Consider the following 26,970-nt stretch of genomic DNA (forward strand, 5'->3'; position numbering starts at 1 on the left):
GTCGGCGCGCAGCGCCGGGTGAGGGATTACGGTCCCTCGATAGCGCACATCCCCTCACCCGATTTGCTGGCGCAAATCGACCTCTCCCATTGGGAGAGGTGGCACCTTTTGCGCCGAGAGATTGAAGCCTTACGGAGACAACATATGACCAAGTACACTGATATCGGCGTCGAGACCCACGGCCATGTCGGCCTGATCGAAATCCGGAAACCTCCGCTGAACTTCTTCGACGTCTCGCTGATCAATCAGATTGCCGACGCGCTGGAGGAGTTCGACAACAACATCGAGATCCGTTCTTCGGTGCTTGCAGCACAAGGCAAGGCGTTCTGCGCCGGCGCCAATTTCGGCGATCCCGCCCGCCAGGAGCAGGAGGAGCGCGCCAAGACCGATCCGGCCTCGAACCTGCCGATCAACCACCTCTACGTTCAGGCGGTGCGCATTTTCCGCAACAAGAAGCCGATCGTTGCGGCTGTGCATGGTGCCGCCATCGGCGGCGGCCTCGGGCTTGCCGTCTCGGCCGACTTCCGCGTCGCCTGCCCCGAGACGCGGTTCTCGGCGAACTTCACCAAGCTCGGCTTCCATCCGGGCTTCGGCCTCACCGCGACGCTGCCGGAGCTGATCGGCAAGAACAATGCGGAGCTGATGTTCTACACCAGCCGCCGCGTCACCGGCGAGGAGGCCTATCGCTGGGGTCTCGCCAACGTATTGGTGCCGCAGGACCAGGTGCGCGCTGCCGCGATGAAGCTCGCGCAGGAGATCGCCGAATGCTCGCCGCTCGGGCTCGTGTCCACCCGCGCCACAATGCGCGCCGGGCTCGCCGACCGCGTGCTCGCCGCAACTAACCATGAGCTGGTCGAGCAGACCAAGCTGCGCGCCACCGAAGACTTCAAGGAAGGCGTCAAGGCCACGGCCGAGCGCCGCACCGCCAACTTCAAGGGGCGGTGAAGCGCGCAAACGCGGCTCTCTCAACACGGTCGTCCCGGCCTTCGCCCATGGGCGCTAAAATAGGATTTGCGGGTTGGGTTTGCTTGTGATTCCAAGATGGGATGAGACACGAATCGCTTGTGAACGAAGACTGGGCGCGTGTTGTTGCGCGGCTTGGCGGAGCCGATGCTCTGGAGGTCAGCGCCCGCGAGACGAAGGCGTTTGTCCGGCCGCGAGAGATTAGCAATGCAGTCGATTTGCTGCGTCTGATCCTTGCGTACTGTCTCGGCGAGAGGGGTCTGCGGTTGACAACGGCCTGGGCAACCTCGGTGGGCCTTGTCGATATCTCCAACGTGGCTCTGTTGTATCGCTTGCGTCAATGCGGGGATTGGCTGGCGCGCCTGGTAGGCCAAGCGCTTGTGAGCGGCGCACCGAAGGCGAGCCGCGGTCGCCTGATCCGCATTGTTGACGCCACGACGGTCCCCAAGGCTGGGACGAGCGGCAGGAACAAGAACGCGGTGTGGCGCGTCCACAGTGCGTTCGATCTTCCGCGGGAGCGTTTTGGTCACTTCGAATTGACTGATGAGCGCGGGGGCGAGACGCTGGATCGGATACCGGCGGTTGCCGGCGAAATCCGTCTTGCCGATCGCGCCTATCTGCAGCCCGAGCGGATGGCACGTCTGCGCGATGCCGGTGCGGACTTCGTGATCCGGTCCGGCTGGAAGAGCGCGCGTTGGCTTGATGCCGAAGGTGGTCTGGTTGATCTCACGGCCGAACTGCGCAAAGCCACGGCAGGCGGCATGATCGATCGGCCGATCTGGATAAAACGCAAGTCTGGCGCGCCGCTCGCCGTGCGTCTGGTTGCGATCAGGAAGCCGGCGCAAGCTGCCGCGGCTGCGCGACGCAAGGCACGCCGGACCGCACAAAAGGGAGGCCATCAGCTCTCCAGCCAAACACTGGACGCCGCAGATTGGGTGATCCTGGTGACCTCACTCAAACCAAAGGACTTCACGACGGCCGACATTCTCGCCCTCTATCGGCTGCGATGGCGCATCGAGCTCGGCTTCAAGCGGCTGAAAAGCTTGATTGGCCTGAAGGGGCCGCCCGGAACTGACGAGCGATCCGCCAGACCCCATATCCTTGCCCATCTGCTGATCATTCTTCTGCTCGAGCCGCTCGTCGACGAACTCGAGGACTCTCCCCGCTTGGCCGACGCCGCCTGACCCGCCCAGGGGCGTGGCGACTCCTGCACCAGCTCGTCGCTTCGCTCCGGCAAGCCATCATTCCCCAGCCCGCAATCGCTTGCCTCCGCAGACTCCGCTCCACGCTCCGACGGCACCTCCGCGAGCCGCCCAGACACAAGCGTCGCTATCAAGCAATCCAACTACCTTAGCGCCTATGGGCGAAAGCCGGGACCCATACACCGCGGCCCACGAAAGAGGCACAAGCGGCGTCAGCTTGCTCCTCCAACCACATTCGGTGGTTATGGGTCCCTGCTTTCGCAGGGACGACGTTGGGGAGATAGCTCGCTATCTCCTCGGCACCACCAGCGCATCGACGATGGTGCGCCCTGCCGCTCCGGGTGCACCAGTACCGGATTGACCTCGATTTCCGCGATCTCGCCGCAAGCAACCACGAGCTGGTCGAGCAGACCAACCTGCGCGCCACCGAAGACTTCAAGGAGGGCGTCAAGGCCACCGCCGAGCGCCGCATCGAAGCGGCGTCCTATCCACACGTCGTCCCGGCGAAAGCCGGGACCCATACGCCGCGGCCCACGAAAGAGGCACAAGCGGCGTCAGCTTACTTCGACAACCCAATTCAGTGGTTATGAGTCCCTGCTTTCGCAGGGACGACACCGGATGACTTCGGCGCCCCTGTCTCCACACGTCGCCCCGGCGCAGGCCGGGACGACGTTGGGGAGATAGCTCGCTATCTCCTCGGCACCACCAGCGCATCGACGATGGTCACGCCCTGCCCCTCCGGGTGCACCAGCACCGGATTGACCTCGATCTCCGCGATCTCGCCAGCGTGCCGGGCCGCCAGCACCGAAATCTCCGAAATCAATCGCGACAGCGGTGCGACATCCGCCTTTGGCGCGCCGCGGAATCCTTGCAGCAGCGGCACGGCCTTCAGCGTCTCCAGCATCGCCGATGCCTCCGCCGCGCTCACCGGCGCCGGGCGATAGACCACATCCTTGAACAGCTCGGTGGTGATGCCGCCGAGGCCGACCATCACCATCGGCCCGAACGTCTTGTCGATCATGGTGCCGACGATGATCTCGACGCCTTTCTTGGCCATCGGCCCGACCAGCACGCCCTGGATCGCGGCCTGCGGCCGGTGCGCTTGCACGCTCTCCAGCATGTCGCGATAGGCCGTGAACGCCTCGCCCTTGGACCGGATGTTGACGCGGACGCCGCCCACCTCGCTCTTGTGCGGGATATCAGGCGACTGGATCTTCATGACAAGCGGAAATCCGGCCTGCGCGAGTGCGGCGTCGAGCCCGTCGCGCTCGGTGACCAGCACCTCTTCCGGCAGCGCGATGCCGGCCGCGCGCAGCAGCGCCTTGCTGTCGAATTCGGACAGCGTCCTTGATTTCACATGTGCCGAGAGATCGCGCGCCGGCGATGCTGCGCTGTCCACCACGGGCGCGAGCCTGAATTTCGCGTAATCGGCGAGCCGCCGCATCGCGACGCCGACGTGGGTGAGCCCCGAGAGCACCACCACGCCGGATTTCGCCAGCTCCCGCCTCGCGAATAGCGACGGCAGCGTATAGGAATAGAACACCACCGGCTTCCGTTGTGCCGCGATCACGGGCTTCAGCTCGGCCTCCTTGAACGGCATCCGCGTCTCGCTCGACAGCGACAGCACCACCAGCGTCGCGTCGACTTCATCGGACGAATCGAACAGCTCGATGCTCTTCTGCAAGCCGCCGCTGGAGACGCCCTGCGCGGTCACGTCGACCGGATTGCCCGCCGCGCCATAGGACGGCATCCACTGCTTGATCTGGCCCTGGACCGCCGTTGAGAGCTCGGGCACGCGCAGGCCCTGCATCGACACCGTGTCGGCGCCCCAGATGCCGGCGCCACCGGAGACGGTGAGCACCGCGACGCGGTCGCCCTTCGGCACTGGGCTGGTGGTGAGAACAGCGGCGATCGTCACGGCCTCATCGAGGTCGTTGGAGACGATGAAGCCGTATTTGGCGAACACCGCGTCATAGGCCGCCGACCAGCCGGCCATGCTCGCGGTGTGCGATGCGGCGGCGCGCTCGCCGGCACCGGAGCGGCCGACCTTGGTCACGATCACGGGCTTCCTGAGTTCCGCCGCCCGCTTCGCCGCCGCCATGAACTTGTCGACGTCGCGGATGCCCTCGATGAACAGCAGGATCACATCGGTGGATGGATCCTGAACCATGTAGTCGAGGAACTCGCCGGCGCCGAGATCGCTCTCATTGCCGGCGCTGACGACGTAGCTGAGCGCGACACCCAGCGCCTTGGCGCGGTGATAGATCGCAAAGCCGATGCCGCCGCTCTGCGCGACGATGCCGATTCGCCGCTGGCTCGCGACCAGATCCGGCGCATCCGGCTTGACGTCGACGGTCGGGCTGAAGGTGGCGGCGACCTTCTGCACCTGGCTGTAGAAGCCTTCGGCGTTCGGGCCCGAGATCCGCATGCCGGTCCGTCGCGCCAGCGCCGCGATTGCATCCTGCATCGCCGCGCTGTCGCCGCCCTCCTCCGCAAATCCCGACGAGATGATGACGGCGTTCTTGACGCCCACGGCCGCGCACTGCTCCAGCGCCGCCAGCACCGCGCGGGCCGGAATGACGATAACCGCGAGATCGACCGGCGCGCCGATCTCGGCGATCGACTTGAAGCAGGTCAGCCCGTCGATCTCGTCGTAGTTCGGATTGATCGGATAGAGCTTGCCCGGATAGCCGTTCTTGCGCAGCATCGCGAGCAACCGGCCCGGAATCTTCTCATGGTCGCGCGAGGCTCCGATCAGTGCGATGCTCTTGGGTGCGAAGAAGGAATCGAGCGGATGCGGCATGGGGACGTTTCCTGTTGTTCTTATTGTGGATCACGATATTGGATCGCCGCAACGAGCTCAATCCTACCCCCGTCATCCTGAGGAGGCCGCAACGCGGCCGCCTCGAAGGATGAACGGCCATCCGCCGGGCCATGCATCCTTCGAGACGCGCTGCGCGCTCCTCAGGATGACGGTTTCTAGATGCGTAGATGGGGTAACGGGCCCGGATGGAGCGGAGCGCAATCCGGGTGCTGCTCCGCAAAGCGCGGTCCCGGATTTCGCTGCGCTCCATCCGGGCTACAATCTTCCGTCATTGCCCGCCAACGGGTCGCGCGAATGCGCGCCCGATGACAGGCTCCGCGAAGCAATCCATCGCACGCGGCATATGCGGAGCATATGGATTGCTTCGTCGCTTCAGCGCAAAATTGCTTTGCAATTTTGTCGCGAGCTCCTCGCAATGACGACCAACTAGGTCGTCACCTTAAATCTCACGCCGCAGAGCAGGAACTCGTCACCCGACACCGCGCATCCTCTGGCCTTCGCGGCCTCCAGCACCTTCGTTTTGTTCGCGACCTTGAACGTCAGGCCGCTCATGATCTCGGCCTCACCCTTGACGAAGCGGAAGGTGCTGTTCGGCAGCTTCAGCGTCGTGTCGGTTGCGGCGATGCCGATGATCCTGCCCCAATGCTCCGCCAGCGCCTGCGGTTCGGGGCTCTGCATCTCGACCTCGGTCAGCGCCAGGGTGGTATCCTTGCGGATCGACTGCTGCCAGGTGGGACCGGCCGGCGGATAGGGGCCGAGAATGTCGTCGCTGCCGTCGGTATGATTGAACTCGATGAAGGCAGCGCGGCAATCACGCGGGTGCAGTTGCACGCCGTGATAGGGTGCGTGCGTGATCACGTTGGCGGTGCGCACGCCCATCGCGTTGGCCTTGGCACCGCGCGCGTCGGGATCCTCGCAACAGAAGATCGCCATGTAGCCGCCACGGCCGCCGGTCTTCTCGAGGAAACGGCCGGCCGCCGTGCCCGGCTGGAACGGCGCGACCACCTCGAGAAGGATGGTGTCGACCGGCAGCAGCGCATTCTCCAGGCCGTACTTCGCGACGTTGCCGTCACGGTAGCAGACGTCGAGGCCCATGATCGCGGAGATGTCCGAGATCACGGGCTCGAGCTGCGGCGCCACCAGGCAGATCTGCCGCAGCCGCATGTACTCGGCCATCGCTTACTGCCCCTGGAAGGTAGGCTTGCGCTTCTCGACGAAGGCCTTGGCCGCTTCCTTGTGGTCGGCCGTCTCGCCGGCGCGCGAGTGATGGATCGCTTCGCCGTCGAAGCAGGCTTCCAGCGACATCGTCTCGGCATTGTTGATGTTGCGCTTGATGTATCCGAGCGCCACCGACGGTCCCTGCGCCAGCGACCGCGCAACTTCGAGCGCCGCCGCATCGATCTCGGCATCTGACACCACCTTGCTCACCATGCCGAGACCCAAGGCCTCCTGTGCCGAGAGCACCGGCGACATCAGATAGAGCTCGCGCGCCTTGGCGCTGCCGAGCATCTTGGTGAGGAAGTAGGTGCCGCCGTAGTCACCGGAGAAGCCGACCTTGGCGAAGGCCGTCGTGATCTTGCAGGAGGCGCTGGCGACGCGGAGATCGCAGGACAGCGCGATCGACAGCCCGGCGCCGGCCGCCGCACCGTCGAGCTGCGCCACCACCGGCTTCGGCATCTGATGCAGGATGCGCGAGACTTCCATGCCGCGGCGCAGGTTCGCCATCTTGGTCTCGAACGGCAGCGGCGCGCGGCCTTCCGCCATCGACTTGACGTCGCCGCCGACGCAGAACGTGCCGCCGGCGCCCTTGATCAGCACCGCGCGCACCTCGGGATCGTCCTGCGCGCGCCGGGCAGCGTCCACCAGCCCGCGCGTCATGTCGGGATTGAGCGCGTTGCGCCGATCGGGACGGTTCATCGTGATCGTGAGCAGGCCCTGGTCGAGGGATTGGAGAACCATCTGATTGTCGCTCATGGCGTTTTGCCTCTCGTTGTTGTTGGTTGTTGTGGCGTCATTCCGGGATGGTCCGAAGGACCAGACCCGGACTCTCGAGATTCCGGATTCGCGCTTCGCGCGCTCCGGAACGACTGCGTGACTTTGTCACTCCGTCACTTCTTCACCAGCGGACAGCGCGACTCTGCCAGCGACTGGAACGCCTGGTCGCCTGGCACGGTCGCGAGCAGCTTGTAATCATCCCAGCGGCCCTTGGACTCCGACGGCTTCTTGACCTCGAACAGGTACATGTCGTGCACCATGCGGCCGTCCTCGCGGATCTTGCCGTTCTTGGCGAACATGTCGTTGATCGGGGTCTCCTTCATCAGCTTCATGACGGCAGCCGAATCGGTGGTGCCCGCGGCCTTCACCGCCTGCAAGTAATGCAACACGGAAGAGTAGACGCCGGCCTGCGCCGAGGTCGGCACCCGCTTGGTGCGTTCCATGAAGCGCTTGGTGAAGGCGCGGGTATCGTCGTTGAGGTCCCAGTAGAAGGCTTCGGCCAGCAGCAGGCCCTGCGCGGTGTCGAGCCCGACGCTGTCGATATCGGTCACGAAGGCGAGCAGCGGCGACAGCTTCTGGCCGCCCTTGCTGATGCCGAACTCCGCGGCCTGCTTGATCGCATTGATGGTGTCGCCGCCGGCATTGGCGAGCCCGATCACCTTGGCCTTCGACGCCTGCGCCTGCAGCAGGAAGGATGAGAAGTCAGAGGTGTTGATCGGATGCCGGACGCTGCCCAGCACCTTGCCGCCGGACTTCACCACCACGTTGGAGGTGTCCTTCTCCAGGTCCTGGCCGAACGCGTAGTCCGCGGTCAGGAAGAACCAGGTGTCGAGCCCGGATTTCACCGCGGCCAGCCCGGTGACATTGGCCTGCGCGAAGGTGTCGAACACGTAGTGCACGGTATAGGGACCGCAGGCCTCGTTGGTGAGGCGGATCGAGCCGGGCCCGTTGAACATGATGATCTTGCCGCGTGCCTTGGCGATCTCGGCAGCGGCGAGCGCAGTTGCGGACGCCGCGACATCGAAGATCATCTCGACATGCTGGTTGTCGAACATGTCGCGGGCGATGTTGGCGGCGAGATCGGCCTTGTTGAGATGGTCGCCGACGACGACCTCGATCTTGCGGCCGAGCACCTCGCCGCCAAAATCCTCCACCGCCATCTTGGCGGCCGTCTCGCTGCCGGAGCCGGTGATGTCGGCATAGAGGCTCGACATGTCGAGGATACCGCCGAGCTTCAACGGGGGCTTCTCCTGCGCCAGCGCTGTATTCGCCGAAATCGCAAGCACGCAGGCCAGCACGCCGGCCAAAACTCGTCTCATCAAACCCCTCCCTGGAAGCCCGCGCCGCATTCCATCGCGGCCGGTCCGTTTCACGCGCGCGGGATCATGCCGCATGCCATTCACAGCGGCAAGTCGCGGAGCTACCTCACGTTTTCCGCTGAACGGAATGGCTGAAATGTGCGAAGATCGATCGATGCAAGGATGGTCGATGCGGATTCCGACGATGCCCATTCACCGCGCACTCATGGTCTGCGCGGCGCTGCTTGCTTGCGGCAGAGCCCACGCCGCAGGCTGCAATTTCGAGACCCAGGGCGAAGGCCGCGTTGCGGCCGTTGTCGATGCACGGAGCTTCCGGCTGGATGACGGCCGCGAGGTCAAGCTCGCCGGCATCGAGGTGGCGGATGGGATAAAAGCCCGCGCAGCCTTGTCCGGGCTCTTGGCCGGGCGCGACGTGATCTTGCGCGGCGGCGACGACACGCCGGACCGCTACGGCCGTCAGCCGGCCTACGCCTTCCTGGCCGACGCCGACACATCCGTGCAGGGCGAACTGTTGCGGCGGGGCCTCGCGCTGGTGTCGCCCGAGGTGACCGACAAGGATTGCGCGGCGGCTCTGATGGCCGCTGAGGCCGAGGCCCGACAGGCCCGAGCGGGAACCTGGAGCGAGGCCACCGTCATAAAAAACGCCGAAAGTCCGGGCGATATTTTGGCCGGAATCGGCCGGTTTGCCGTGGTCGAGGGCCGAGTTTTGTCGGTACGACAGGCCGGGGCCACGACCTATCTGAATTTCGGCCGAAACTGGACACGGGACTTTGCGGCGACTATTTCAAAGCGCATAGTCCCTGCGTTTGAGGCGGCCGGGCTCGCGCCCAAGTCCCTCGAAAATCGAAAGATTCGCGTCCGAGGCTGGGTGGAAGCGCGACGTGGGCCACGTATCGAATTGCTCCGGGTGGGGCAGATTGAAGTGCTCGGCGGGAATTAGGGGACGTGCCAATATAGGCCGTATCCCGGCCGGTTCATTCAACGATTGCGAGCGGTAGACTTGAGAGAGCGTGCAGGACGGCGTGAGGGAGTGACAGGCCGCCGCCTTGCGGCTGCGCTGCCGCTTGTCTGCGCCGCGCTGATGCTCGCAGCCTGCAGCAATGTCGGCCGGTTCGAGCAGGTCGCGCCGACCGCGGCGGCGGCCGTCCCGGTGAAGCCGAACCGCGTGGTGCAGCAGACACCCGCGACCGAGCGCGAGCACGAGCGCATCCTGTCCTCCTATGGCGGCGCCTATGACGATCCGAAGCTCGAGGCGCTGATCAGCAAGATCGTCGATCGGCTGGTTGCAGCCTCCGATCGGCCCGACCAAGCCTACAAGGTCACCATCCTCAATTCCGGCGCGGTGAACGCCTTCGCACTGCCGACCGGCCAGCTCTATGTGACGCGCGGGCTGATTGCGCTCGCCAGCGACACCTCCGAACTCTCCTCCGTGCTCAGCCATGAGATGGCGCATGTGCTGGCCAAGCACGCCTCGATCCGCGAGGACCAGGCGCGGCAGGCCGCCGTGGTGACGCGCGTCGTCACCGACATGAGCAACGATCCCGATTTGACCGCCCTGGCGCTGGCCAAGACCAAGCTGACGATGGCGAGCTTCTCGCGCCAGCAGGAATTCGAGGCCGACGGCATCGGCGTCGGGATCGCCGCTCGCGCGCATTTCGATCCCTATGGCGCCTCGCGATTCCTGAGCGCGATGGAGCGCAACGCGGCGCTCAAGATCGGCAGGACCGCGCTTGATCCGCGCGCGCAGGACTTCCTGTCGTCGCATCCGGCAACGCCCGAGCGCGTCGCCAATGCCCAGGCAATCGCGCGACAATACACCTCGCCCGAGAGCAATGACCGCGACCGCGACGCCTATCTCGCCGCGATCGACAACATCGTCTACGGCGAGGACCCGAGCGAAGGCTTCGTGCGCGGCCGCCGCTTCCTGCATCCCAAGCTCGGCTTCACCTTTACGGCACCCGACAACTTCACGCTCGACAACACCGCGCAGGCCGTGATCGGCGTGCGCGAGGGCGGCAGCCAGGCGATGCGCTTCGACGTCGTGCGGGTGCCGGCCGAGCAGTCGCTCGGCGACTATCTCAATTCCGGCTGGATGGAAGGCGTCGAGAAGTCCTCGACCGAAGACCTCAACATCAACGGCTTTCCGGCGGCCTCCGCCACGGCCCATGGCGACCAGTGGCAGTTCAAGGTGTACGCGCTGCGCTTCGGCACCGACGTCTACCGCTTCATCTTCGCCGCCAAGCAGAAGACCACCGAGAGCGAACGCAATGCGCGCGAGACCGTCAATTCGTTCCGCCGCCTGACGCTCGAGGAGATCCAGGCCGCACGCCCGCTGCGCATCAAGGTCATCAACGTGCAGCCGGGCGACACGGTGGAATCGCTGTCGCACCGCATGGCCGGCGTCGATCACCCGGCCGAACGTTTCCGCGTGCTGAACGGGCTCGACGCTCACGCGCAGGTGAAGCCGCGCGACCGCGTCAAGATCGTGGTGGATTGAGGCGCCACGTCGCCCGGATGGAGCGCCAGCGAAATCCGGGACCGCTGTAACCGCAGACGGACCATCCCGGATTGCGCTTCGCTCCATCCGGGCTACACGGACCTTCAGAGCGTTTTCGAGCGAAGTGGACATCGGTTCGCGTGAAGAAAACGCATCAAGACAAGAATCTAGAGCTTCGGTTCTGATTCAATCAGAACTGAAAATGCTCTAGTCATCGCAGCGGCCGTAATAGTTGCGCGTCAGATGATAATGCGTACCCGCCGGCCGCACTCCAAGTTTTTTCCCAGCCAGCCGGGAATATCCGTACGCGCCCGCCGATCCATATCGGAGCTGCCACCTCCGCAGCCGCGCCGCGCCATTGGAGCATCCCCAGTGTTTCTCAATCGCCTCGGCGCCGTCGCTCGCATGCTCGCTGTGCTCGCAGTTGCGGCAGCCTCCGCCGCACGCGCGGATAGCTGCCCCAAGGCGAGCGACGACATCGCGACCGACCGGCCCGACGTTACCAATTCGAGTATCGTCGTGCCGGCCGGCAGTTTGCAGAACGAGAACGGCGTCAACCTGACCTCGCGTGACGGCGGCCGCACCATCGACGGCAGCAACAGCCGGTGGCGGCTGGGCATTGCGCGCTGCCTCGAGATCCTGGTCGACCTGCCAAGCTACTCTGGCCGTTTGAAATCGCCCGCCGTGTCGGGCTTCTCGGATGTCACCCCGGCGGTGAAATGGCAGATCAGTCCGGTGCCCGGCAAAATCGACCTGTCGATCACGGCCGGCGTCGCGCTGCCGACCGGTGCAGCCGACATCGCCGGGCGCGGCGCTCAGCCGTATATCCAATTGCCGTGGTCATGGGAGCTGCATGACGGCTGGGGCGTCAGCGGCATGTTCACCGAATTTGTCCGTCCCGCCGAGCGGACGGGACGGCACATCAGCGAGACGACCTTCGTGATCGAGCGCAAGCTGACGGAGCGAGTGAGCGTCTTCACCGAATATGTCGGCGACTATCCCGATGGCGCACGGCCGACCCAGCTCATCAACTCCGGCGGGATGTATCATGTGACGCCGACGCAGCAGCTCGACATCCATGTCGCGTTCGGCCTCAACCGCAATTCACCGAGCTATATTATCGGCGTGGGATATTCGTTCCGCGTCGACGGATTGTTTCGGTGAGGATGTAGATGGATGTATCGGCCGATCTGCGCATTCTCACCTCCCCTTGAAAAGGGGAGGTCGCTTTGCTCGCAAGAGCAAGGCGGGTGGGGATCTTCTCTCTCCGCATACAGTGTCGCCAGCGGCTGACCCCCATCCCGACCTTCCCCCTTTCAGGGGGAAGGAGAAGAGCCCGGATAGAGCGCAGCGCAATCCGGGACAAGTCCGTCCGCGGTGAGAGCGGTCCTGGATTTCGCTTCGCTCCATCCAGGCTACAAAGTTCACCCCTCGGCTTCGCGCAGGCCGCTCAGCCACAGCGCGAGCAAAGTCCAGACTGCGCCCGACAACAGGTAGGCGCCCGCCGAGATCAGCCCGAAATGGGTTGCCAGCAACAGCGCCGCGAGCGGGGCGAAGCCGGCGCCGAACAGCCAGGCCAAATCCGACGTCAGCGCGGAGGCCGTGTAGCGATAGGCCCGCGCGAAGCTGGACGCGATCGCGCCCGAGGACTGCCCGAAGGAGAGACCGAGCAGCACGAAGCCGAGCACCATGTACACCGTCTCGCCGAGCGGGCCGGCGTCGAGCAGTTGCGGGGCGAAGCCGCTATACACCGCGATCGCGATCGCCGAGCCGAGCAGCAGCGGCTTGCGGCCGACCCGGTCGGCGATCATGCCGGAGGCGACGATCGCGGCGACGCCGACCATCGCGCCGATCATCTCGATGATCAGGAAGCGCACCGGGCTTTCCTTGGTGAACAGGAACACCCAGGACAGCGGAAACACCGTCACCATGTGGAACAGGGCAAAGCTCGCCAGCGGCGCGAAGGCGCCGAGCAGGATATGGCGGCCCTCCTGCCTCACCGTCTCGCCGACCGGTGCCGGCTGCAGGTCGCGGCTTTCGAACAGTTCGGAATATTCATCCGTTCCCACCATGCGCAGCCGCGCGAACAGCGCCACGACGTTGATGGCGAAGGCGACGAAGAACGGATAGCGCCAGCCCCAGTCGAAGAAGTCCTCCGCCGACAGGTTGCCGGCAAAGAAGGCGAACAGCGCGCTCGCCACGATCAACCCGAGCGGCGCGCCGAGCTGCGGCACCATCGCGAACCAGCCGCGATGTCGCGCCGGCGCATTCATCGCAAGCAGCGAGGCGAGGCCGTCCCAGGCGCCGCCCCAGGCGATACCCTGCGCGACCCGCGCCGCAGCGAGCAGCCAGATCGCCGCCACGCCGATCTCGCTGTAGCCGGGCAGGAACGCGAGCGCCACCGTGGCCGTGCCGAGCAGAAACAGCGCGATGATGAGCTTGGCGCCCTTGCCGTGGCGGCGGTCGACCGCCATGAAGATAACGGTGCCGAGCGGGCGGGCGGCGAAGGCGAGCGCAAACAGCCCGAAGGAATAAAGGGTGCCGGTCAGCTCGTTGACGAACGGGAACACCAGCTTCGGAAATACGATCACCGAGGCGATCGCGTAGACGAAGAAGTCGAAGAATTCCGAGGTGCGCCCGATGATGACGCCGATGGCGATTTCGCCGGGTTTTGCATGCCCGTGACCTGAAGAAGTCGCCGGGTTGCCGTGAGCCATTGCTGGGGCCTGTGCCATCGCGCCGTGAACCGTCCTTGGAGTGAGGCCGCGGGCAGACTTTGCCATGCGGTCCATTCGACTGTTTCGCGCCCTATCTCGCAGTGCAACATTGGACAAATTGTCCAATGTCCGTTTTGTTGCATCGCAGCTACCCCTTGGCGGAACTCATAAAATTCCAGCGGGGTAAGCTGTGCGCGCCTTGAAATTGTTGGCCTTATTGCCGTTTGTGGCCCTGCTCGGCGGGTGCGATTTCGTCGTCCTGGCGCCCGCCGGCGACGTCGCCGCCCAGCAGCGCGACCTCGTCGTGATCTCCACCGTTTTGATGCTGCTGATCGTCCTGCCGGTGATGGCGCTGACGGTGTTCTTTGCCTGGCGCTACCGCCAATCCAACACCGCCGTGCCCTACGAGCCGGAATGGGATCACTCGACCCAGCTCGAGCTGGTGATCTGGTCGGCGCCGCTGCTCATCATCGTTTGCCTGGGTGCGCTGACCTGGATGGGCACCCATCTGCTCGATCCCTACCGCACGCTTGGCCGCATCGATGCCGGCAAAGCGATCGAGAGCAAGGACGCGCCGCTCAATGTCGAGGTGGTCGCGCTCGACTGGAAGTGGCTGTTCATCTACCCCGACTACGGCGTCGCCGCCGTCAACGAGCTCGCCGCTCCGGTCGATCGCCCGATCCGCTTCCGCATCACGGCCTCCTCCGTGATGAACTCCTTCTACATCCCCGCACTCGCCGGCCAGATCTACGCCATGCCCGGCATGGAGACGAAACTGCACGCCGTCGCCAACGAGCAGGGCACCTTCAGGGGCTTCTCCGCCAACTACAGCGGCGCCGGCTTCTCCGGCATGCACTTCGCGTTCAAGAGCCTCTCCGCCTCCGATTTCGACAAGTGGATCACCAACGCCAAGGCCAGCAGCAACATGCTCGGCCGCAGCGACTATTTGCAGCTCGAGCGCCCGAGCCAGAATGAGCCCGTTCGTCTCTACGGCTCGGTCGATCGCGACCTCTACAAGGCGATCCTCAACATGTGCGTCGAGACCGGCAAGATGTGCGTGAGCGAAATGATGGCGATCGACGCCAAGGGTGGCCTCGGCCGCGAGGGTCTCAACAACACGCTGCCGCTGACCTACGACAAATACGCGAGGCGCGGCGCGCCGCTCGGCAACCAGCCGACCTTCGTCGCCGGCATCTGCTCGATCGACGAGCTGAAGGACACGCCGTCGCGCGAGATCTTCGCGCCGTCGGACATGACCCCGCTGCGCGGCGTCGGCATGAAGCGTCCGCCATTCTCTCCCGCCCATCCGTCATCGACGTCGCTGCTGTTTGGCCAGCGTCCGAAATCAGAGTCCTAAGAGGGCCGCATGTTCAACAATCCTGAAATCATCAAGGCGATCTTCGGCCGCCTCAATCTGGACGCGCTGCCGCTGCACGAGCCGATCCTGGTCGGCACCTTCGCGGTGGTCGCGACCGGCGGCCTCGCGCTGTTCGCCGCCGTCACCTATTTCCGGCTGTGGGGCTATCTGTGGCGCGAGTGGTTCACCACCGTCGATCACAAGCGCATCGGCATCATGTATATGATCCTCGGCATCGTGATGCTGCTGCGCGGCTTCGCCGACGCGCTGATGATGCGCCTGCAGCAGGCGATCGCCTTTGGCGGCTCCGAGGGCTACCTCCCCGCGCATCACTACGATCAGGTGTTCACCGCGCACGGCGTGATCATGATCTTCTTCGTGGCGATGCCGCTGGTGACGGGCCTGATGAACTACATCATGCCGCTGCAGATCGGCGCCCGCGACGTCTCCTTCCCGTTCCTGAACAATTTCAGCTTCTGGATGACGGTCGGCGGCGCGGTGCTGGTGATGGCCTCGCTGTTCGTCGGCGAGTTCGCCCGCACCGGCTGGCTCGCCTATCCGCCGCTGTCGAATATCGGCTACAGTCCTGACGTCGGCGTCGACTACTACATATGGGGCCTCCAGGTCGCAGGCGTCGGCACGACGCTATCGGGCATCAACCTGATCTGCACCATCGTCAAGCTGCGCGCCCCGGGCATGACGATGATGAAGATGCCCGTCTTCACCTGGACCACGCTCTGCACCAACGTCCTGATCGTCGCCTCCTTCCCGGTGCTGACGGCCGTGCTGGTGCTGCTGTCGCTCGACCGCTACGTCGGCACCAATTTCTTCACCAACGACTTCGGCGGCAGCCCGATGATGTACGTGAACCTGATCTGGATCTGGGGCCATCCCGAGGTCTACATCCTGGTGCTGCCGGCGTTCGGCATCTTCTCCGAGGTGACCGCGACGTTCTCGGGCAAGCGGCTGTTCGGCTATACCTCGATGGTCTACGCCACCGTCGTCATCACCATCCTGTCCTACCTGGTCTGGCTGCACCACTTCTTCACGATGGGCTCCGGCGCCAGCGTGAACTCGTTCTTCGGCATCACAACCATGATCATCTCGATCCCGACGGGCGCGAAGATGTTCAACTGGCTGTTCACGATGTATCGCGGCCGAATCCGCTTCGAGCTGCCGATGATGTGGACGGTGGCGTTCATGCTGACCTTCGTGATCGGCGGAATGACCGGCGTGCTGCTCGCGGTGCCGCCGGCCGACTTCGTGCTGCATAACAGCCTGTTCCTGGTCGCGCACTTCCACAACGTGATCATCGGCGGCGTGCTGTTCGGCCTGTTCGCCGGCATCAACTACTGGTTCCCGAAGGCGTTCGGCTTCAAGCTCGATCCATTCTGGGGCAAGCTGTCGTTCTGGTTCTGGGTTACGGGTTTCTATGTCGCCTTCATGCCGCTCTATGTGCTCGGCCTGATGGGCGTCACCCGCCGCCTGCGCGTGTTCGACGATCCGAGCCTGCAAATCTGGTTTATCATCGCGGGCATCGGCGCATTCCTGATCCTGCTCGGCATCGTCTCGATGCTGGTGCAGTTCGCGGTGAGCTTCTTGAAGCGCGAGCAGCTCCGCGACGTCACCGGCGATCCCTGGAACGGACGCACGCTGGAATGGGCCACGTCGTCGCCGCCGCCGAGCTACAACTTCGCCTTCACGCCCGTCGTCTACGACAACGACGCGTGGTGGGACATGAAGCGTCGCGGCTACAAGCGTCCGCTGTCCGGCTTCAAGCCGATCCACATGCCCTCCAATACCGGAACCGGCATCATCCTCGCCGGCCTCGCGACGGTGATGGGATTCGGCCTGATCTGGTACATCTGGTGGCTTGCTGCCGTCAGCTTCATTGGGCTGCTCGCGGTCGCGATCGGCCACACCTTCAACTATCACCGCGACTTCAACATCCCGGCGGATGAAGTGAGTCGGGTCGAAGACACGCGGACGCATTTGCTTGCCGCGGGAGCCAAGTCATGACTGTAGCAACCGTCTCCACGCAGAATTCCGAACCGGTCTTCCACGTCATCGACGAGCACGCGCATCCGGAAGGCGCCAGCACCATGCTGGGCTTCTGGATCTACCTGATGAGCGACTGCCTGATCTTTGCGATCCTGTTCGCGACCTTCGGTGTGCTCGGCGGCAACTACGCCGCCGGTCCTGCACCGAAGGATCTGTTCGATCTCAATCTCGTCGCGCTCAACACGACGATGCTGCTGCTCTCCTCGATCACCTACGGCTTCGCCATGCTGACGATGGAGAAATCGAAGATCGGCGCGACGCAGGCCTGGCTCGCGATCACAGGACTGTTCGGCCTCGCGTTCCTCGGCATCGAGCTCACCGAGTTCGCGCACATGATCCATGAGGGCGCGACGCCGCAGCGCAGCGCCTTCCTGTCGTCGTTCTTCACGCTGGTCGGCACCCACGGCCTGCACGTCACCTTCGGCCTGGTCTGGCTGACGACGCTGATGGTGCAGGTCGCGCGTTTCGGCCTGATCGAGGCCAACCGGCGCCGTCTGATGTGCCTCTCCATGTTCTGGCACTTCCTGGACGTGGTCTGGATCGGCGTCTTCACTTTCGTCTACCTCCTGGGAATGCTGCGATGACCTCAGACTCTCACGCCCTGCGATCCAACGCCGGAGATCACGGCCACCACGCCCATGACGCGGCGGCGCACGGCACGCTTTCGAGCTACCTGATCGGCTTCGGTCTCTCCGTCGTCCTCACCGCGGTGCCGTTCTGGCTGGTGATGACCGGCGCGATCGCGGACAAGCAAGTCACCGCGCTGATCGTGCTGTTGCTCGCCGCGGTGCAGATCGTGGTGCACATGATCTACTTCCTGCACATGAACACCCGGTCCGAGAACGGCTGGACCATGATGGCGCTGATCTTCACGGTCATCATGGTGGTAATCGCGCTGACCGGATCGCTGTGGGTCATGCATCACCTCAACACCAACATGATGCCGATGCACGACATGAGCCAGATGCCGTGACGATGCGGTCGTCCAGGCCCTCCGTATTGCTCCTCACGCTCGGCATGCTGGGCGTGGCGCTGCTGACCGCGCTCGGGGTCTGGCAGATCGAACGCAGGGCCTGGAAGCTGGCGCTGATCGAGCGGGTCGAGCAGCGCATTCACGCTACCCCCGCTCCGCTGCCGGCCGCCTCCTCGTGGCCCGCCGTGACGGCCGCCGGTGATGAATACCGCCGCGTCACCGTGACCGGCACCTTCCTGCATGCGGACGAAACCTTGGTCCAGGCCGTGACCGACGACGGTCCCGGCTTCTGGGTGCTGACCCCGCTGCGAAGCGCCGACGGAACCACCGTGCTGGTCAATCGCGGCTTTGTGCCCGCCGAGAAGCGCGATCCCGCGACACGGCGCGAAGGCGCTCCGCAAGACGTGGTGAGCGTCACCGGCCTCCTGCGGATGTCGGAACCGAAGGGCGGCTTTCTGCGCAGCAACGACCCGACGGCCGGCCGCTGGTATTCGCGCGATGTCGCCGCGATCGCGGCTACGCACGGATTGTCGCAGGTCGCGCCCTTCTTCATCGATGCCGACGCCACTCCGAATCTCGGCGGTTACCCGGTCGGCGGACTGACCGTGGTGCGGTTTCATAACAGCCACCTGATTTACGCGCTGACATGGTTCACGCTCGCCTTTATGCTGGCGGTTGCACTGCTGCGCGCTGTGCGCGGCAGGGGTCGCGCCGGCGGCTCCGATCCCCGACGCGCCGCCGTGCGCCGCCTGATCGGCGCAGCACGCAACCTGTCTCGCAACCCAGGCCCAGATGCTCGAGCGCACATCGGATCCGCATGACGACGAAACGGCGGCAGAAAATGCCATGACGCCGCCTGCCGGCAGCGCGGCCGGCGGCCTGGCATTCGATCTCACCGCGCCGTCGCCGACCGACGCTGCGACCAATCGCAAGAACATGGCGCTGCTGATCCAGTTGCGCTGGACGGCGGTGATCGGCCAGATCGCCACCATCGCCTTCGTCCAGTTCTGGATGGGCATCGACCTGCCGCTGTTGCCGATGGCAGGCGTGATCTGCGGCCTGGTGGCGCTCAACCTCGTCAGCCTGCTCTGGGTGCGCTACCGCGCCGACATCAACAACCGCGAGCTGCTGATCGCGCTGGCACTCGACGTGGCGGCGCTGACAACCTTGCTCTATCTCAGCGGCGGCGCCACCAATCCGTTCACGTCGCTCTATCTGCTGCAGGTGACGCTCGGCGCGGTGCTGCTCGACGCCCCGTCGACCTGGTCGCTGGTGGCGCTGGTCTGTATGAGCTACGCCTGGCTGACCGGCTATTACGAGCCGCTGGCGCTGCCGCGGGAAGGATTTGGCGATGCGTTCAGCCGGTACATCGCCGGCACGTTCATCGGCCTCGTGCTCGACGCTGTGCTGCTCGTGGTGTTCGTGACCCGCATCAACCGCAACCTGCGCGACCGCGATGCGCACCTCGCCGCGCTGCGCCAGCATGCCGCCGAGCAGGATCATATCGTGCGGATGGGCCTGCTCGCCTCCGGGGCCGCGCACGAGCTCGGCACGCCGCTCGCCTCGCTCTCGGTCATCCTGAGCGACTGGCGCCGGATGCCCGCGCTCGCCTCCGACCCCGAACTGTCGCAGGACCTCGGCGAGATGGAGACGTCGCTGCAGCGCTGCAAATCGATCGTGACGGGCATCCTGCTGTCGGCAGGCGAGGCGCGCGGCGAAGGCTCCGCGCCGACCACGGTCGCGGCCTTCCTGACCGCGCTGGTGGAGGAATGGCGGACGACGCGGCCCTCGGCCACGCTGTACTTCCGCAATGCGTTCGGCGCCGATCTGCCGATCGTGTCCGACATCGCGCTCAAGCAGGCGATCTTCAATGTGCTGGACAATGCCGCCGAGGTTTCGCGCGACTGGATCGAACTGATGGCGGAGCGCAAGGACGACACCCTGGTGCTGTCGGTGACCGACCGCGGCCCCGGCTTTCCGCGCGAGATGCTCCCGAACGTCGGCAAGCCCTATCAATCGACCAAAGGCAGCCCCGGCAGCGGCCTCGGCCTGTTCCTGGTGGTCAATGTCGTGCGCAAGCTTGGCGGCGTGGTGACGGCGCGCAACCGGCCCGATATCGGCGCCGCGGTCAGGCTCGAGCTTCCGCTCTCGACACTCGTGATCGGAGATGAGCTTGACGGATGAACGCCAGCTTCTGATCGTCGAGGACGACGCCGGCTTTGCCCGCACGCTCAAACGTTCGTTCGAGCGCCGCGGCTACGGCGTCGTCGTCGCGGCCTCGCTCGACGAAGTCCGCCATCTGCTGGAGCAGCAATCGCCCGGCTATGCCGTGGTCGACCTCAAGCTCGCCGGCGGCGCCTCCGGTCTTGCCTGCGTGGAAGCGCTGCACGGGCACGATCCGGAGATGCTGATCGTGGTGCTGACCGGGTTCGCCAGCATCGCCACCGCAGTGGAGGCTATCAAGCTCGGCGCCTGCCACTATCTGGCCAAGCCGTCCAACACCGACGACATCGAGGCCGCGTTCCAGAAGGCGGCCGGCAACGCCGACATCGAGGTCGGCGCGCGTCCCACCTCGATCAAGACGCTGGAATGGGAGCGCATCCATCAGACCCTGATCGAGACCGATTTCAACATCTCCGAAACCGCCCGTCGCCTCGGCATGCATCGCCGCACCCTGGCGCGCAAGCTCGAGAAGCAGCGGGTGAAGTAGCTGCGGCCCGGCGTAGTCGACGGTAGCGTAATTTGCATTTTGGGAGAAAAGCGCCCTGCGGCCATCCTTCGAGACGCCCGCCTTTGGCGGGCTCCTCAGGATGAGGTCTTGTGTTGCGGCACAATGGTAGACCCTCATGGTGAGGAGCGCCGCTTGCGGCGCGTCTCGAACCACGAGGCCGAGTACGTGCGCAGCCGCCCAAAGCGGCATATGCGATAGTCCTACCGTCGGCCGGGAGAGCTGAGCAGTGCCGGATGGTGAGAAGACCTTACGTCCGCTGGAAAAACAAAAGGCCCGGTCTTTCGACCGGGCCTTCCGTCTGAATTCTGTGGCAAGCGGCTCAGGCGGCCTCGTCGGCCACCGTGGCATCGTCGCCGTCGGAATCGAGATCGTCTCCGTCGCCATCGCCCTCGGCGTCGCCTTCTGCGGCTTCGGCCTTGGCACCGCGGCGCGGGCTCTTGGCGAGCTGGCTCTCGATCTCCTTGACCGCTTCGGTCTCGGTCGAGTGCTGCACCACGGCGATTTCGCGCGACAGGCGGTCGAGCGCCGCTTCATAGAGCTGGCGTTCGGAATAGGACTGCTCGGGCTGCGATTCCGAGCGATAGAGATCGCGGACCACCTCGGCGATCGCGACGATATCGCCCGAGTTGATCTTCGCTTCGTATTCCTGGGCGCGGCGCGACCACATGGTGCGCTTGACGCGGGCGCGGCCCTTCAGCGTCTCCAGCGCCTTCTTGACCAGCGCCGGCTCCGACAGCTTGCGCATGCCGACATTGGCGACCTTCGCGGTCGGAACGCGCAGCGTCATCTTGTCCTTCATGAAATTGATCACGAACAGCTCGAGCTTGGCGCCCGCGATCTCCTGCTCCTCGATGGCCAGGATCTGGCCGACGCCGTGAGCCGGATAGACGACGAATTCATTGGCCTTGAAGCCCTGACGCTGGGTCACGACCTTCTTCTCTTCCACGCGCGGCGCGGCGGCCGGCTTGGCGGCAACCTTCGGCGCGGCGGCGGGAGCGGCAGCCTTCGCAGCAGCCGGCTTGGGCGCGGCGACGGACTTGGGGGCGATCTTGGGGGCGACCTTGGCAGCAGAGGTCTTCGCAGCCGCCGCTTTCGCGGCAGTCTTGGCAGTCTTTTCTGGCATCACGCTTCTTTTGTTCTTTGAGGACTTTGCGGCCGAAGCCTTCCTGGCATCCTTCACAGGCGCCTTGGCACGGCCCTTGAGTGCGCTGCGAGCAACAACAGCGGCTTTCTTGGTCGTCTTTGAAGCACTCTTTTTACGCGTTTTCTGTGACACAGCCTGCGCGCGGAAACTGCCACGCCCCTGTTCGAGTTTGCGGGAACCTCGAAGCCACAGGATACGCATGGCAGCGGGTTCTTGGCTTGTAATGTGCTCGATATAGCACATTTTCCGCAAAAATCAATGATTTACGCCCGATTCCGGACATAAGTCGGGACCACGCGGTCATATGTCCGTCATTAGGGTTAAATCAGCAGGCCGTTATGGGGCCGGCACCGAGCTTAAGCCCGTGCCTACCGGGGTAGTTCCAGCGAATCAGTCACCGGTTCCCGGATTCGGAGAGAAATATTTCTCGAATTTGCCCTCTTTGCCTTCCCATTCCTTGGCGTCTTCGGGCGAGTCCTTCTTCTGGGTGATGTTCGGCCAGCTCTTGGCATAGTCGCGGTTGACTTCGAGCCACTTCTCCAGCCCCGGCTCGGTGTCCGGCTTGATGGCATCCGCCGGGCATTCCGGCTCGCACACGCCGCAATCGATGCATTCGTCGGGATGGATGACCAGCATGTTCTCGCCCTCGTAGAAGCAGTCGACGGGGCAGACCTCAACGCAGTCGGTATATTTGCATTTGATGCAGGCTTCAGTGACGACGTAGGTCATCCAAAACTCCGAAAACGGTCAACTTTTTCAGGGGTTGCCTAGCGCAGGAATACCGCAGCCGCAAGGGAAGTAGGCTCCCAAAGTGCTGGCGTTCCGGCGCAAATCCGAATTGCAGCCCCTAAATAATTACTCCTTGCCGGCTTGCAAATCGTCGTACAGCACGCGCGCCGAGGTGGCATCGCCGCGCCGCTCGGCAAAGCCCGCGACCTTCAGCACCCGGACGCTGTTGTCGAGCGCCACGGTGACGACGTCGCCGAGCTTGACCGCATGGCCCGGCGATTTCTCGCGCACGCCGTTGATGCGAACGTGCCCGGACTCGACCAGCGCGGCCGCGCTGGTCCGGGCCTTCACCACCCGCGCGTGCCACAGCCATTTGTCGAGGCGCTGTCGGTCCAAGTGGATTCTTATGTTTGACGCGCTTTCTTCACGCGAACCGGTCTCCACTTCGCTTGAAAACGCTTTGCCCTAGTCCTTGCGATTGCCCGCGAGCTGTTCCTTCAGCGCCGCGAGCTTTGCGAATGGCGAATTCGGATCGATCGGCCGGTCGCGCTCGCGCGGCGCGCTCGACGCATAGGGCCGATGCGACGGTCCGCCGTCGCGCTTGTCGCGACCACCCTTGTCGCGGCCGAAATCGCGGCCGCCGCGGTCACGCTCGCCCTTGCGCTCGCCGCCGAACTTGTTGTCGCGGCGGCGCTCATTGTCGCGATCGCGGCCCTTGCCCTCGAAGCGCTCGCGGCGTTGGTCGCGGCCCTCGCGCGGCGCGCCATCGGCAGGCGCCGCCGACGGATCGGCGGGCGCACCGGGACGCGGCGTGCGGAAATCCTGGTGACGGCGCGGCCGGCGATGCTGCTCGCGCTTGTCGCCCTCGCCGCCTTCGGCGGCCTGTGCACCGCCCTCGGCGGACTTGCCGTGATGACGGCCGCGGTTGCGATCGTGCCCGCGATGGTGCGGACGGCGCTGCTCGTCGGGGCGACCACCGGGACGCCAGACTTCCACGAGCTGCGGTTCGGCCGGTGTCTCGGGCGCGGCCTCGACTGCGGCAGTCTCGGCCGGCGCAGCTTCGACAGAAGCGGCCTCGGCGGATGCTTCGGCGGCCGCAACAGGCTCGGCCACCGTTTCGGCCGCCGGCGTGTCGGCCAGCGCCGCAGGCTCTGGTGCGGCTTCGGCTTCGGCGACGACGTCGGATGGCGTCTCGGCGGCGGCGGGTGCGACCACATCGGCCGCCGGCGCGAAGCCGACTTCGGGCAGCAGCGCGGCGGACGGCGCGGGATCGCCGGACACCGGCTGATCGCTGGCGGCATCCGCAGCCGGCGCCTCGGCGCTTGCCTCGACCGGCGCCTCAACGGAGGCGGCATCCGCGCTCACCTCGACCGGCGTCTCGGCGGCGACATCAGTGGTTGCCTCCGCCGGCGTCTCGGCGGCAGCAGCCTCGGTGCTCTCGGCCGGCGGTTCGGCGGGCTTCGGCGGTAGCGGCGGACGGCGGTCCATCCGGTAGCCGAGCGCGCGCAAGATCGAGGCGAAATCCTCGCCTGCCGATCCCGTCAGCGAGGTCATCGCCTGGGTCACGACAAAGCCGCGGCCGTCGAATGCGCCGGCCGGCTTCTCGCCCGGCGAGGTCTCGCGCCAGGCCAAGGCGGGGCGGATGAGATCGGCCAACCGCTCCAGGATGTCGACGCGCACCGCGCGCTCGCCGCACTGGCGATAGCCGAGCACGCGATAAGCATCGCGCGGCAGGGCCTTGTCGACCGGGAACGAGGTGCGGCCGCTGGAGGCCAGATGCTGCACGTTCGACAGCGCGCCCATGTCGACATTGTTCTGCTTCTCGGCCCACAGCAGCGAGGCCAGCGAGCGCGCCGCGGGCTTCAAGAGCTGCGGGAAGTAGATGTGATAGGCGCCGAACCGCACGCCGTATTTGCGCAGGGTGGCGCGCGACGGCTGGTCGAGATCCTTCATCTCGGAGGAGATCTTCGCACGCTCGAGCACGCCGAGCGCTTCGACGAGCTGGAAGGCGATGCCGCGGGCGATGCCCTGCAGATCCTCGGCCTTGGAGAGCTCGAACAGCGGCCCGAGCAGCTTCTCGATATGGGTCTTGAGCCAGAGGTCGAGCCGGTTCTGCACCGCTTCACGCGAGGCGCCGGTCAGCCGCTCGTCGGAAATGATGCGCAGGCGCGGATGCAGCGCGTCGTCGGCCGCGACCAATTTCGCCACCGCATCGCCGGTCCAGCGGATGGTGCCGTCGGAGGTCAGCACAAACTGCTCGTCGGGCGCGGCGCCCAATTTCTCGGCACGCACGTCGATCTCGCGCGCCAGCACCTGCTGCGCGGCAGCCTGCAGGGCCTTGGCGTCGGAGCCGGCTTCGGCAGCGTCGGGCGCAAAGGTGAATCCATCGAGCCGGCCGATCACATGACCTTCCACGATCACTTCGCCGGTTTTGCCAATTTCCGTATTCAAAACTGAGTTCTCCCGCAGGCGGCGCATCAATACACTGGTCCGCCTGTCAACGAAACGCTCTGTGAGCCGTTCATGCAGCGCATCGGATAATTTATTTTCGAGCTCGCGCGTGATCCCCTGCCAATGCTCCGGGTCATACAGCCAGTCCGGTCGGTTGGCGACGAAGGTCCAGGTGCGAATCTGCGCGATTCGGCCCGACAACGTGTCGATATCGCCGTCGGTGCGGTCGGCCTGGTCGACCTGGGCGGCGAACCATGCGTCAGGGATACGCCCCTTTTGCATCAGGAAGCCGTACAGCGTGGTCACGAGTTCGGCATGGGCGGCCGGCGACAGTTTCCGGTAGTCCGGGACCTGGCAGGCGTCCCACAGCCGCTCCACGGCGGCCGCGCCATGCGCCATATCGCGCACCTCGGCGTCGCGCGCGGCGTGATCGAGCACGCGCTGGTCTTCGGCGACCGGTGCCCGCGTCAGCGTCTCGTGGCCGGGCGGCAGCGCCAGCGACACCTGCAGCGCGCCGAGCGAGGCGAAATCAAGCTTGGCGTTGCGCCATTGCAGCATCTTCACGGCATCGAAGGTGTGGTTCTGCAGCGCGTTCACCAGTTCCGGCTCGAACGGCGCGCAGCGCCCCGTGGTGCCGAAGGTGCCGTTGCGCGTCGCGCGGCCGGCTCTCCCTGCGATCTGCGCGAATTCGGCCGGTGTCAGCCGGCGGAACTGGTAGCCGTCATATTTGCGGTCGGAGGCGAAGGCGACGTGATCGACGTCGAGATTGAGCCCCATGCCGATCGCATCGGTGGCGACGAGATAATCGACGTCGCCGTTCTGGAACATCGCGACCTGCGCATTGCGCGTGCGCGGGGAGAGCGAGCCGAGCACGACCGCGGCACCGCCATGCTGGCGGCGGATCAACTCGGCGATCGCATAGACCTCATCCGCGGAGAACGCGACGATCGCGGTTCGTCGCGGCTGCCGCGTGATCTTGCGATCGCCGGCGAATTCGAGCTGCGACAATCTCGGCCGCGTCACGATCGAGGCGCCGGGCAACAGCCGCTCGATGATCGGCCGCATCGTCGCAGCGCCCAGCAGCAGCGTCTCGTCGCGGCCGCGGCGGTTGAGGATGCGATCGGTGAAGACATGGCCGCGCTCGAGATCGGCGGCGATCTGGATCTCGTCGACGGCCAGGAACGAGACGTCGAGATCGCGCGGCATCGCCTCCACGGTGGAGACCCAGAAGCGCGGCGACTTCGGCTTGATCTTCTCCTCGCCGGTGATCAGCGCGACGCTCTCCTCGCCGGCGCGATCGGCGATCTTGTTGTAGACCTCGCGCGCCAGCAGCCGCAGCGGCAGGCCGATCACGCCCGACGAATGCGCCAGCATCCGCTCGATCGCCAAATGCGTCTTGCCGGTGTTGGTCGGCCCGAGAACGGCGGTGACGCCTGCGCCGGGCACGCGGTCATTTCCGAACGAAGTTGAGAAAGCCATATTGTGCAGGTGTTTCTTGAACTGGTGGCGCGGTCAAGGCTGGCGCGACGCCGTCATCCTGAGGAGCGCGTCAGCGCGTCTCGAAGGATGCACGGCCGAGATATTTCCGCGCGCGGCGATCCGCTAGCAGAGACAGCGGGGCCGTCGCCCTTCGAGACGGCCGCTGCGCGGCCTCCTCCAGCGACAACGGCAGAGCCGTCGCGCGGGGGTGACGGTGGAAGAGGATCTTCACGCCTTCACGCGTCCTTTCGCAAAATCTGTCTCACAATGCGACGCTTTTCGCGCCAGACTTAAGCTCCGGAACGGGTTGAGAACGAATCGCGCCCGAATCGCTGACTCCCTTCCAGGCCTGAAACGTTCACCGCAACATCTCGGGCAACTCTCAAGCCGCGGCACTAGATCAAGTTTATATGGGGTCCACAAGCCGGCGTTTCAGGTGCTCGGTTCCTTAAATTGCAGACAACGCCGAGTCGAATCAGAACCGGGCAAGAGTCAACTGAATTCCGGTGCCGGTTGTCGTGTTCCGTG

The 26,970-nt window shown here is 65.1% G+C and carries 21 protein-coding genes and 1 pseudogene; 13 read left to right on the plus strand and 9 right to left on the minus strand.

From position 1 onward, the window contains the following. Nucleotides 1–144: 144 nt before the first annotated feature. The 3 genes and pseudogenes from P6U30_RS35955 to P6U30_RS35965 form a co-directional block, all read left to right on the plus strand. Nucleotides 145–945 carry an enoyl-CoA hydratase/isomerase family protein gene (locus P6U30_RS35955; RefSeq protein WP_407167383.1) on the plus strand — a complete coding sequence of 267 codons (801 nt, stop codon included), beginning with the start codon at nt 145–147 and terminating at the stop codon, nt 943–945. A 119-nt stretch (nt 946–1,064) separates the two neighbouring features. After that, nucleotides 1,065–2,147 carry an IS4 family transposase gene (locus P6U30_RS35960; RefSeq protein WP_407167384.1) on the plus strand — a complete coding sequence of 361 codons (1,083 nt, stop codon included), beginning with the start codon at nt 1,065–1,067 and terminating at the stop codon, nt 2,145–2,147. A 389-nt stretch (nt 2,148–2,536) separates the two neighbouring features. Then, a pseudogene (locus tag P6U30_RS35965) lies at nt 2,537–2,635 on the plus strand (enoyl-CoA hydratase/isomerase family protein); the annotation flags it as partial. A gap of 218 nt (nt 2,636–2,853) precedes the next feature. On the opposite strand, the gene P6U30_RS35970 reads toward P6U30_RS35965, so the two are convergent. The 4 genes from P6U30_RS35970 to P6U30_RS35985 form a co-directional block, all read right to left on the minus strand. After that, complete coding sequence (locus P6U30_RS35970) at nt 2,854–4,968, minus strand: acetate--CoA ligase family protein (protein WP_407167385.1); 2,115 nt, start codon at nt 4,966–4,968, stop codon at nt 2,854–2,856. A 447-nt stretch (nt 4,969–5,415) separates the two neighbouring features. Next, the gene (locus P6U30_RS35975) at nt 5,416–6,165 is read right to left on the minus strand and encodes a hypothetical protein (protein WP_407167386.1); all 750 of its coding nucleotides are present in this window, start codon (nt 6,163–6,165) and stop codon (nt 5,416–5,418) included. 3 nt (nt 6,166–6,168) lie between these two features. Continuing rightward, nucleotides 6,169–6,963: an enoyl-CoA hydratase gene (locus tag P6U30_RS35980; RefSeq protein ID WP_407167387.1), complete on the minus strand. Its 795-nt coding sequence runs from the start codon at nt 6,961–6,963 to the stop codon at nt 6,169–6,171. Between the two features lie 134 nt (nt 6,964–7,097). Then, the gene (locus tag P6U30_RS35985; protein ID WP_407149192.1) at nt 7,098–8,303 is read right to left on the minus strand and encodes an ABC transporter substrate-binding protein; all 1,206 of its coding nucleotides are present in this window, start codon (nt 8,301–8,303) and stop codon (nt 7,098–7,100) included. 169 nt (nt 8,304–8,472) lie between these two features. On the opposite strand from P6U30_RS35985, the gene P6U30_RS35990 reads away from it, so the two are divergent. The 3 genes from P6U30_RS35990 to P6U30_RS36000 all read left to right on the plus strand — a co-directional run bounded on the left by P6U30_RS35990 (nt 8,473) and on the right by P6U30_RS36000 (nt 11,964). Then, nucleotides 8,473–9,243 carry a thermonuclease family protein gene (locus P6U30_RS35990; RefSeq protein ID WP_407167388.1) on the plus strand — a complete coding sequence of 257 codons (771 nt, stop codon included), beginning with the start codon at nt 8,473–8,475 and terminating at the stop codon, nt 9,241–9,243. 141 nt (nt 9,244–9,384) lie between these two features. After that, on the plus strand, nt 9,385–10,800 hold the full coding sequence (locus P6U30_RS35995; protein WP_407170625.1) for a M48 family metalloprotease: 1,416 nt from the start codon (nt 9,385–9,387) through the stop codon (nt 10,798–10,800). Between the two features lie 372 nt (nt 10,801–11,172). Continuing rightward, a complete protein-coding gene (locus tag P6U30_RS36000) occupies nt 11,173–11,964 on the plus strand; it encodes a transporter (protein ID WP_407167389.1) in 792 nt (263 codons plus the stop codon). A gap of 260 nt (nt 11,965–12,224) precedes the next feature. On the opposite strand, the gene P6U30_RS36005 is transcribed toward P6U30_RS36000, so the two are convergent. Continuing rightward, a complete protein-coding gene (locus P6U30_RS36005) occupies nt 12,225–13,517 on the minus strand; it encodes an MFS transporter (protein WP_407170626.1) in 1,293 nt (430 codons plus the stop codon). Between the two features lie 190 nt (nt 13,518–13,707). Between P6U30_RS36005 and cyoA the strand changes: the two genes are divergently transcribed. The 7 genes from cyoA to P6U30_RS36040 are packed head-to-tail and all read left to right on the plus strand — an operon-like array spanning nt 13,708 to nt 20,618. Continuing rightward, the gene (cyoA, locus tag P6U30_RS36010; protein ID WP_407167390.1) at nt 13,708–14,874 is read left to right on the plus strand and encodes a ubiquinol oxidase subunit II; all 1,167 of its coding nucleotides are present in this window, start codon (nt 13,708–13,710) and stop codon (nt 14,872–14,874) included. 9 nt (nt 14,875–14,883) lie between these two features. Continuing rightward, nucleotides 14,884–16,893 (plus strand): cytochrome o ubiquinol oxidase subunit I, encoded by a 2,010-nt coding sequence (gene cyoB, locus P6U30_RS36015; protein WP_407167391.1) that lies wholly within the window; start codon nt 14,884–14,886, stop codon nt 16,891–16,893. Beyond that, nucleotides 16,890–17,519: a cytochrome o ubiquinol oxidase subunit III gene (gene cyoC, locus P6U30_RS36020; protein WP_407149197.1), complete on the plus strand. Its 630-nt coding sequence runs from the start codon at nt 16,890–16,892 to the stop codon at nt 17,517–17,519. The genes cyoB and cyoC overlap by 4 nt, the downstream gene beginning before the upstream one ends. Next, a complete protein-coding gene (gene cyoD, locus P6U30_RS36025) occupies nt 17,516–17,908 on the plus strand; it encodes a cytochrome o ubiquinol oxidase subunit IV (RefSeq protein ID WP_407167392.1) in 393 nt (130 codons plus the stop codon). Before cyoC ends, cyoD begins: the two co-directional genes overlap by 4 nt. Nucleotides 17,909–17,934: 26 nt before the next feature. Beyond that, the gene (locus P6U30_RS36030; RefSeq protein ID WP_407167393.1) at nt 17,935–18,729 is read left to right on the plus strand and encodes an SURF1 family protein; all 795 of its coding nucleotides are present in this window, start codon (nt 17,935–17,937) and stop codon (nt 18,727–18,729) included. Nucleotides 18,730–18,754: 25 nt separating this feature from the next. Next, nucleotides 18,755–20,092 (plus strand): ATP-binding protein, encoded by a 1,338-nt coding sequence (locus P6U30_RS36035; protein ID WP_407167394.1) that lies wholly within the window; start codon nt 18,755–18,757, stop codon nt 20,090–20,092. Then, on the plus strand, nt 20,076–20,618 hold the full coding sequence (locus P6U30_RS36040) for a response regulator transcription factor (protein ID WP_407167395.1): 543 nt from the start codon (nt 20,076–20,078) through the stop codon (nt 20,616–20,618). Before P6U30_RS36035 ends, P6U30_RS36040 begins: the two co-directional genes overlap by 17 nt. Before the next feature lie 340 nt (nt 20,619–20,958). Here the strand turns inward: P6U30_RS36040 and P6U30_RS36045 are convergent, their stop codons facing one another. The 4 genes from P6U30_RS36045 to P6U30_RS36060 all read right to left on the minus strand — a co-directional run bounded on the left by P6U30_RS36045 (nt 20,959) and on the right by P6U30_RS36060 (nt 26,442). Continuing rightward, nucleotides 20,959–21,762: a CarD family transcriptional regulator gene (locus P6U30_RS36045; RefSeq protein ID WP_407167396.1), complete on the minus strand. Its 804-nt coding sequence runs from the start codon at nt 21,760–21,762 to the stop codon at nt 20,959–20,961. Between the two features lie 411 nt (nt 21,763–22,173). Continuing rightward, on the minus strand, nt 22,174–22,512 hold the full coding sequence (gene fdxA / locus P6U30_RS36050; RefSeq protein WP_066499798.1) for a ferredoxin FdxA: 339 nt from the start codon (nt 22,510–22,512) through the stop codon (nt 22,174–22,176). A gap of 126 nt (nt 22,513–22,638) precedes the next feature. Continuing rightward, complete coding sequence (locus P6U30_RS36055; protein WP_407167397.1) at nt 22,639–22,908, minus strand: RNA-binding S4 domain-containing protein; 270 nt, start codon at nt 22,906–22,908, stop codon at nt 22,639–22,641. Between the two features lie 69 nt (nt 22,909–22,977). Then, on the minus strand, nt 22,978–26,442 hold the full coding sequence (locus P6U30_RS36060; RefSeq protein ID WP_407167398.1) for a helicase-related protein: 3,465 nt from the start codon (nt 26,440–26,442) through the stop codon (nt 22,978–22,980). Between the last annotated feature and the right edge of the window lie 528 nt (nt 26,443–26,970).

The organism is Bradyrhizobium sp. ORS 111 (genome assembly GCF_045571485.1).
In the GTDB taxonomy this organism is placed as follows: Bacteria; Pseudomonadota; Alphaproteobacteria; order Rhizobiales; family Xanthobacteraceae; genus Bradyrhizobium.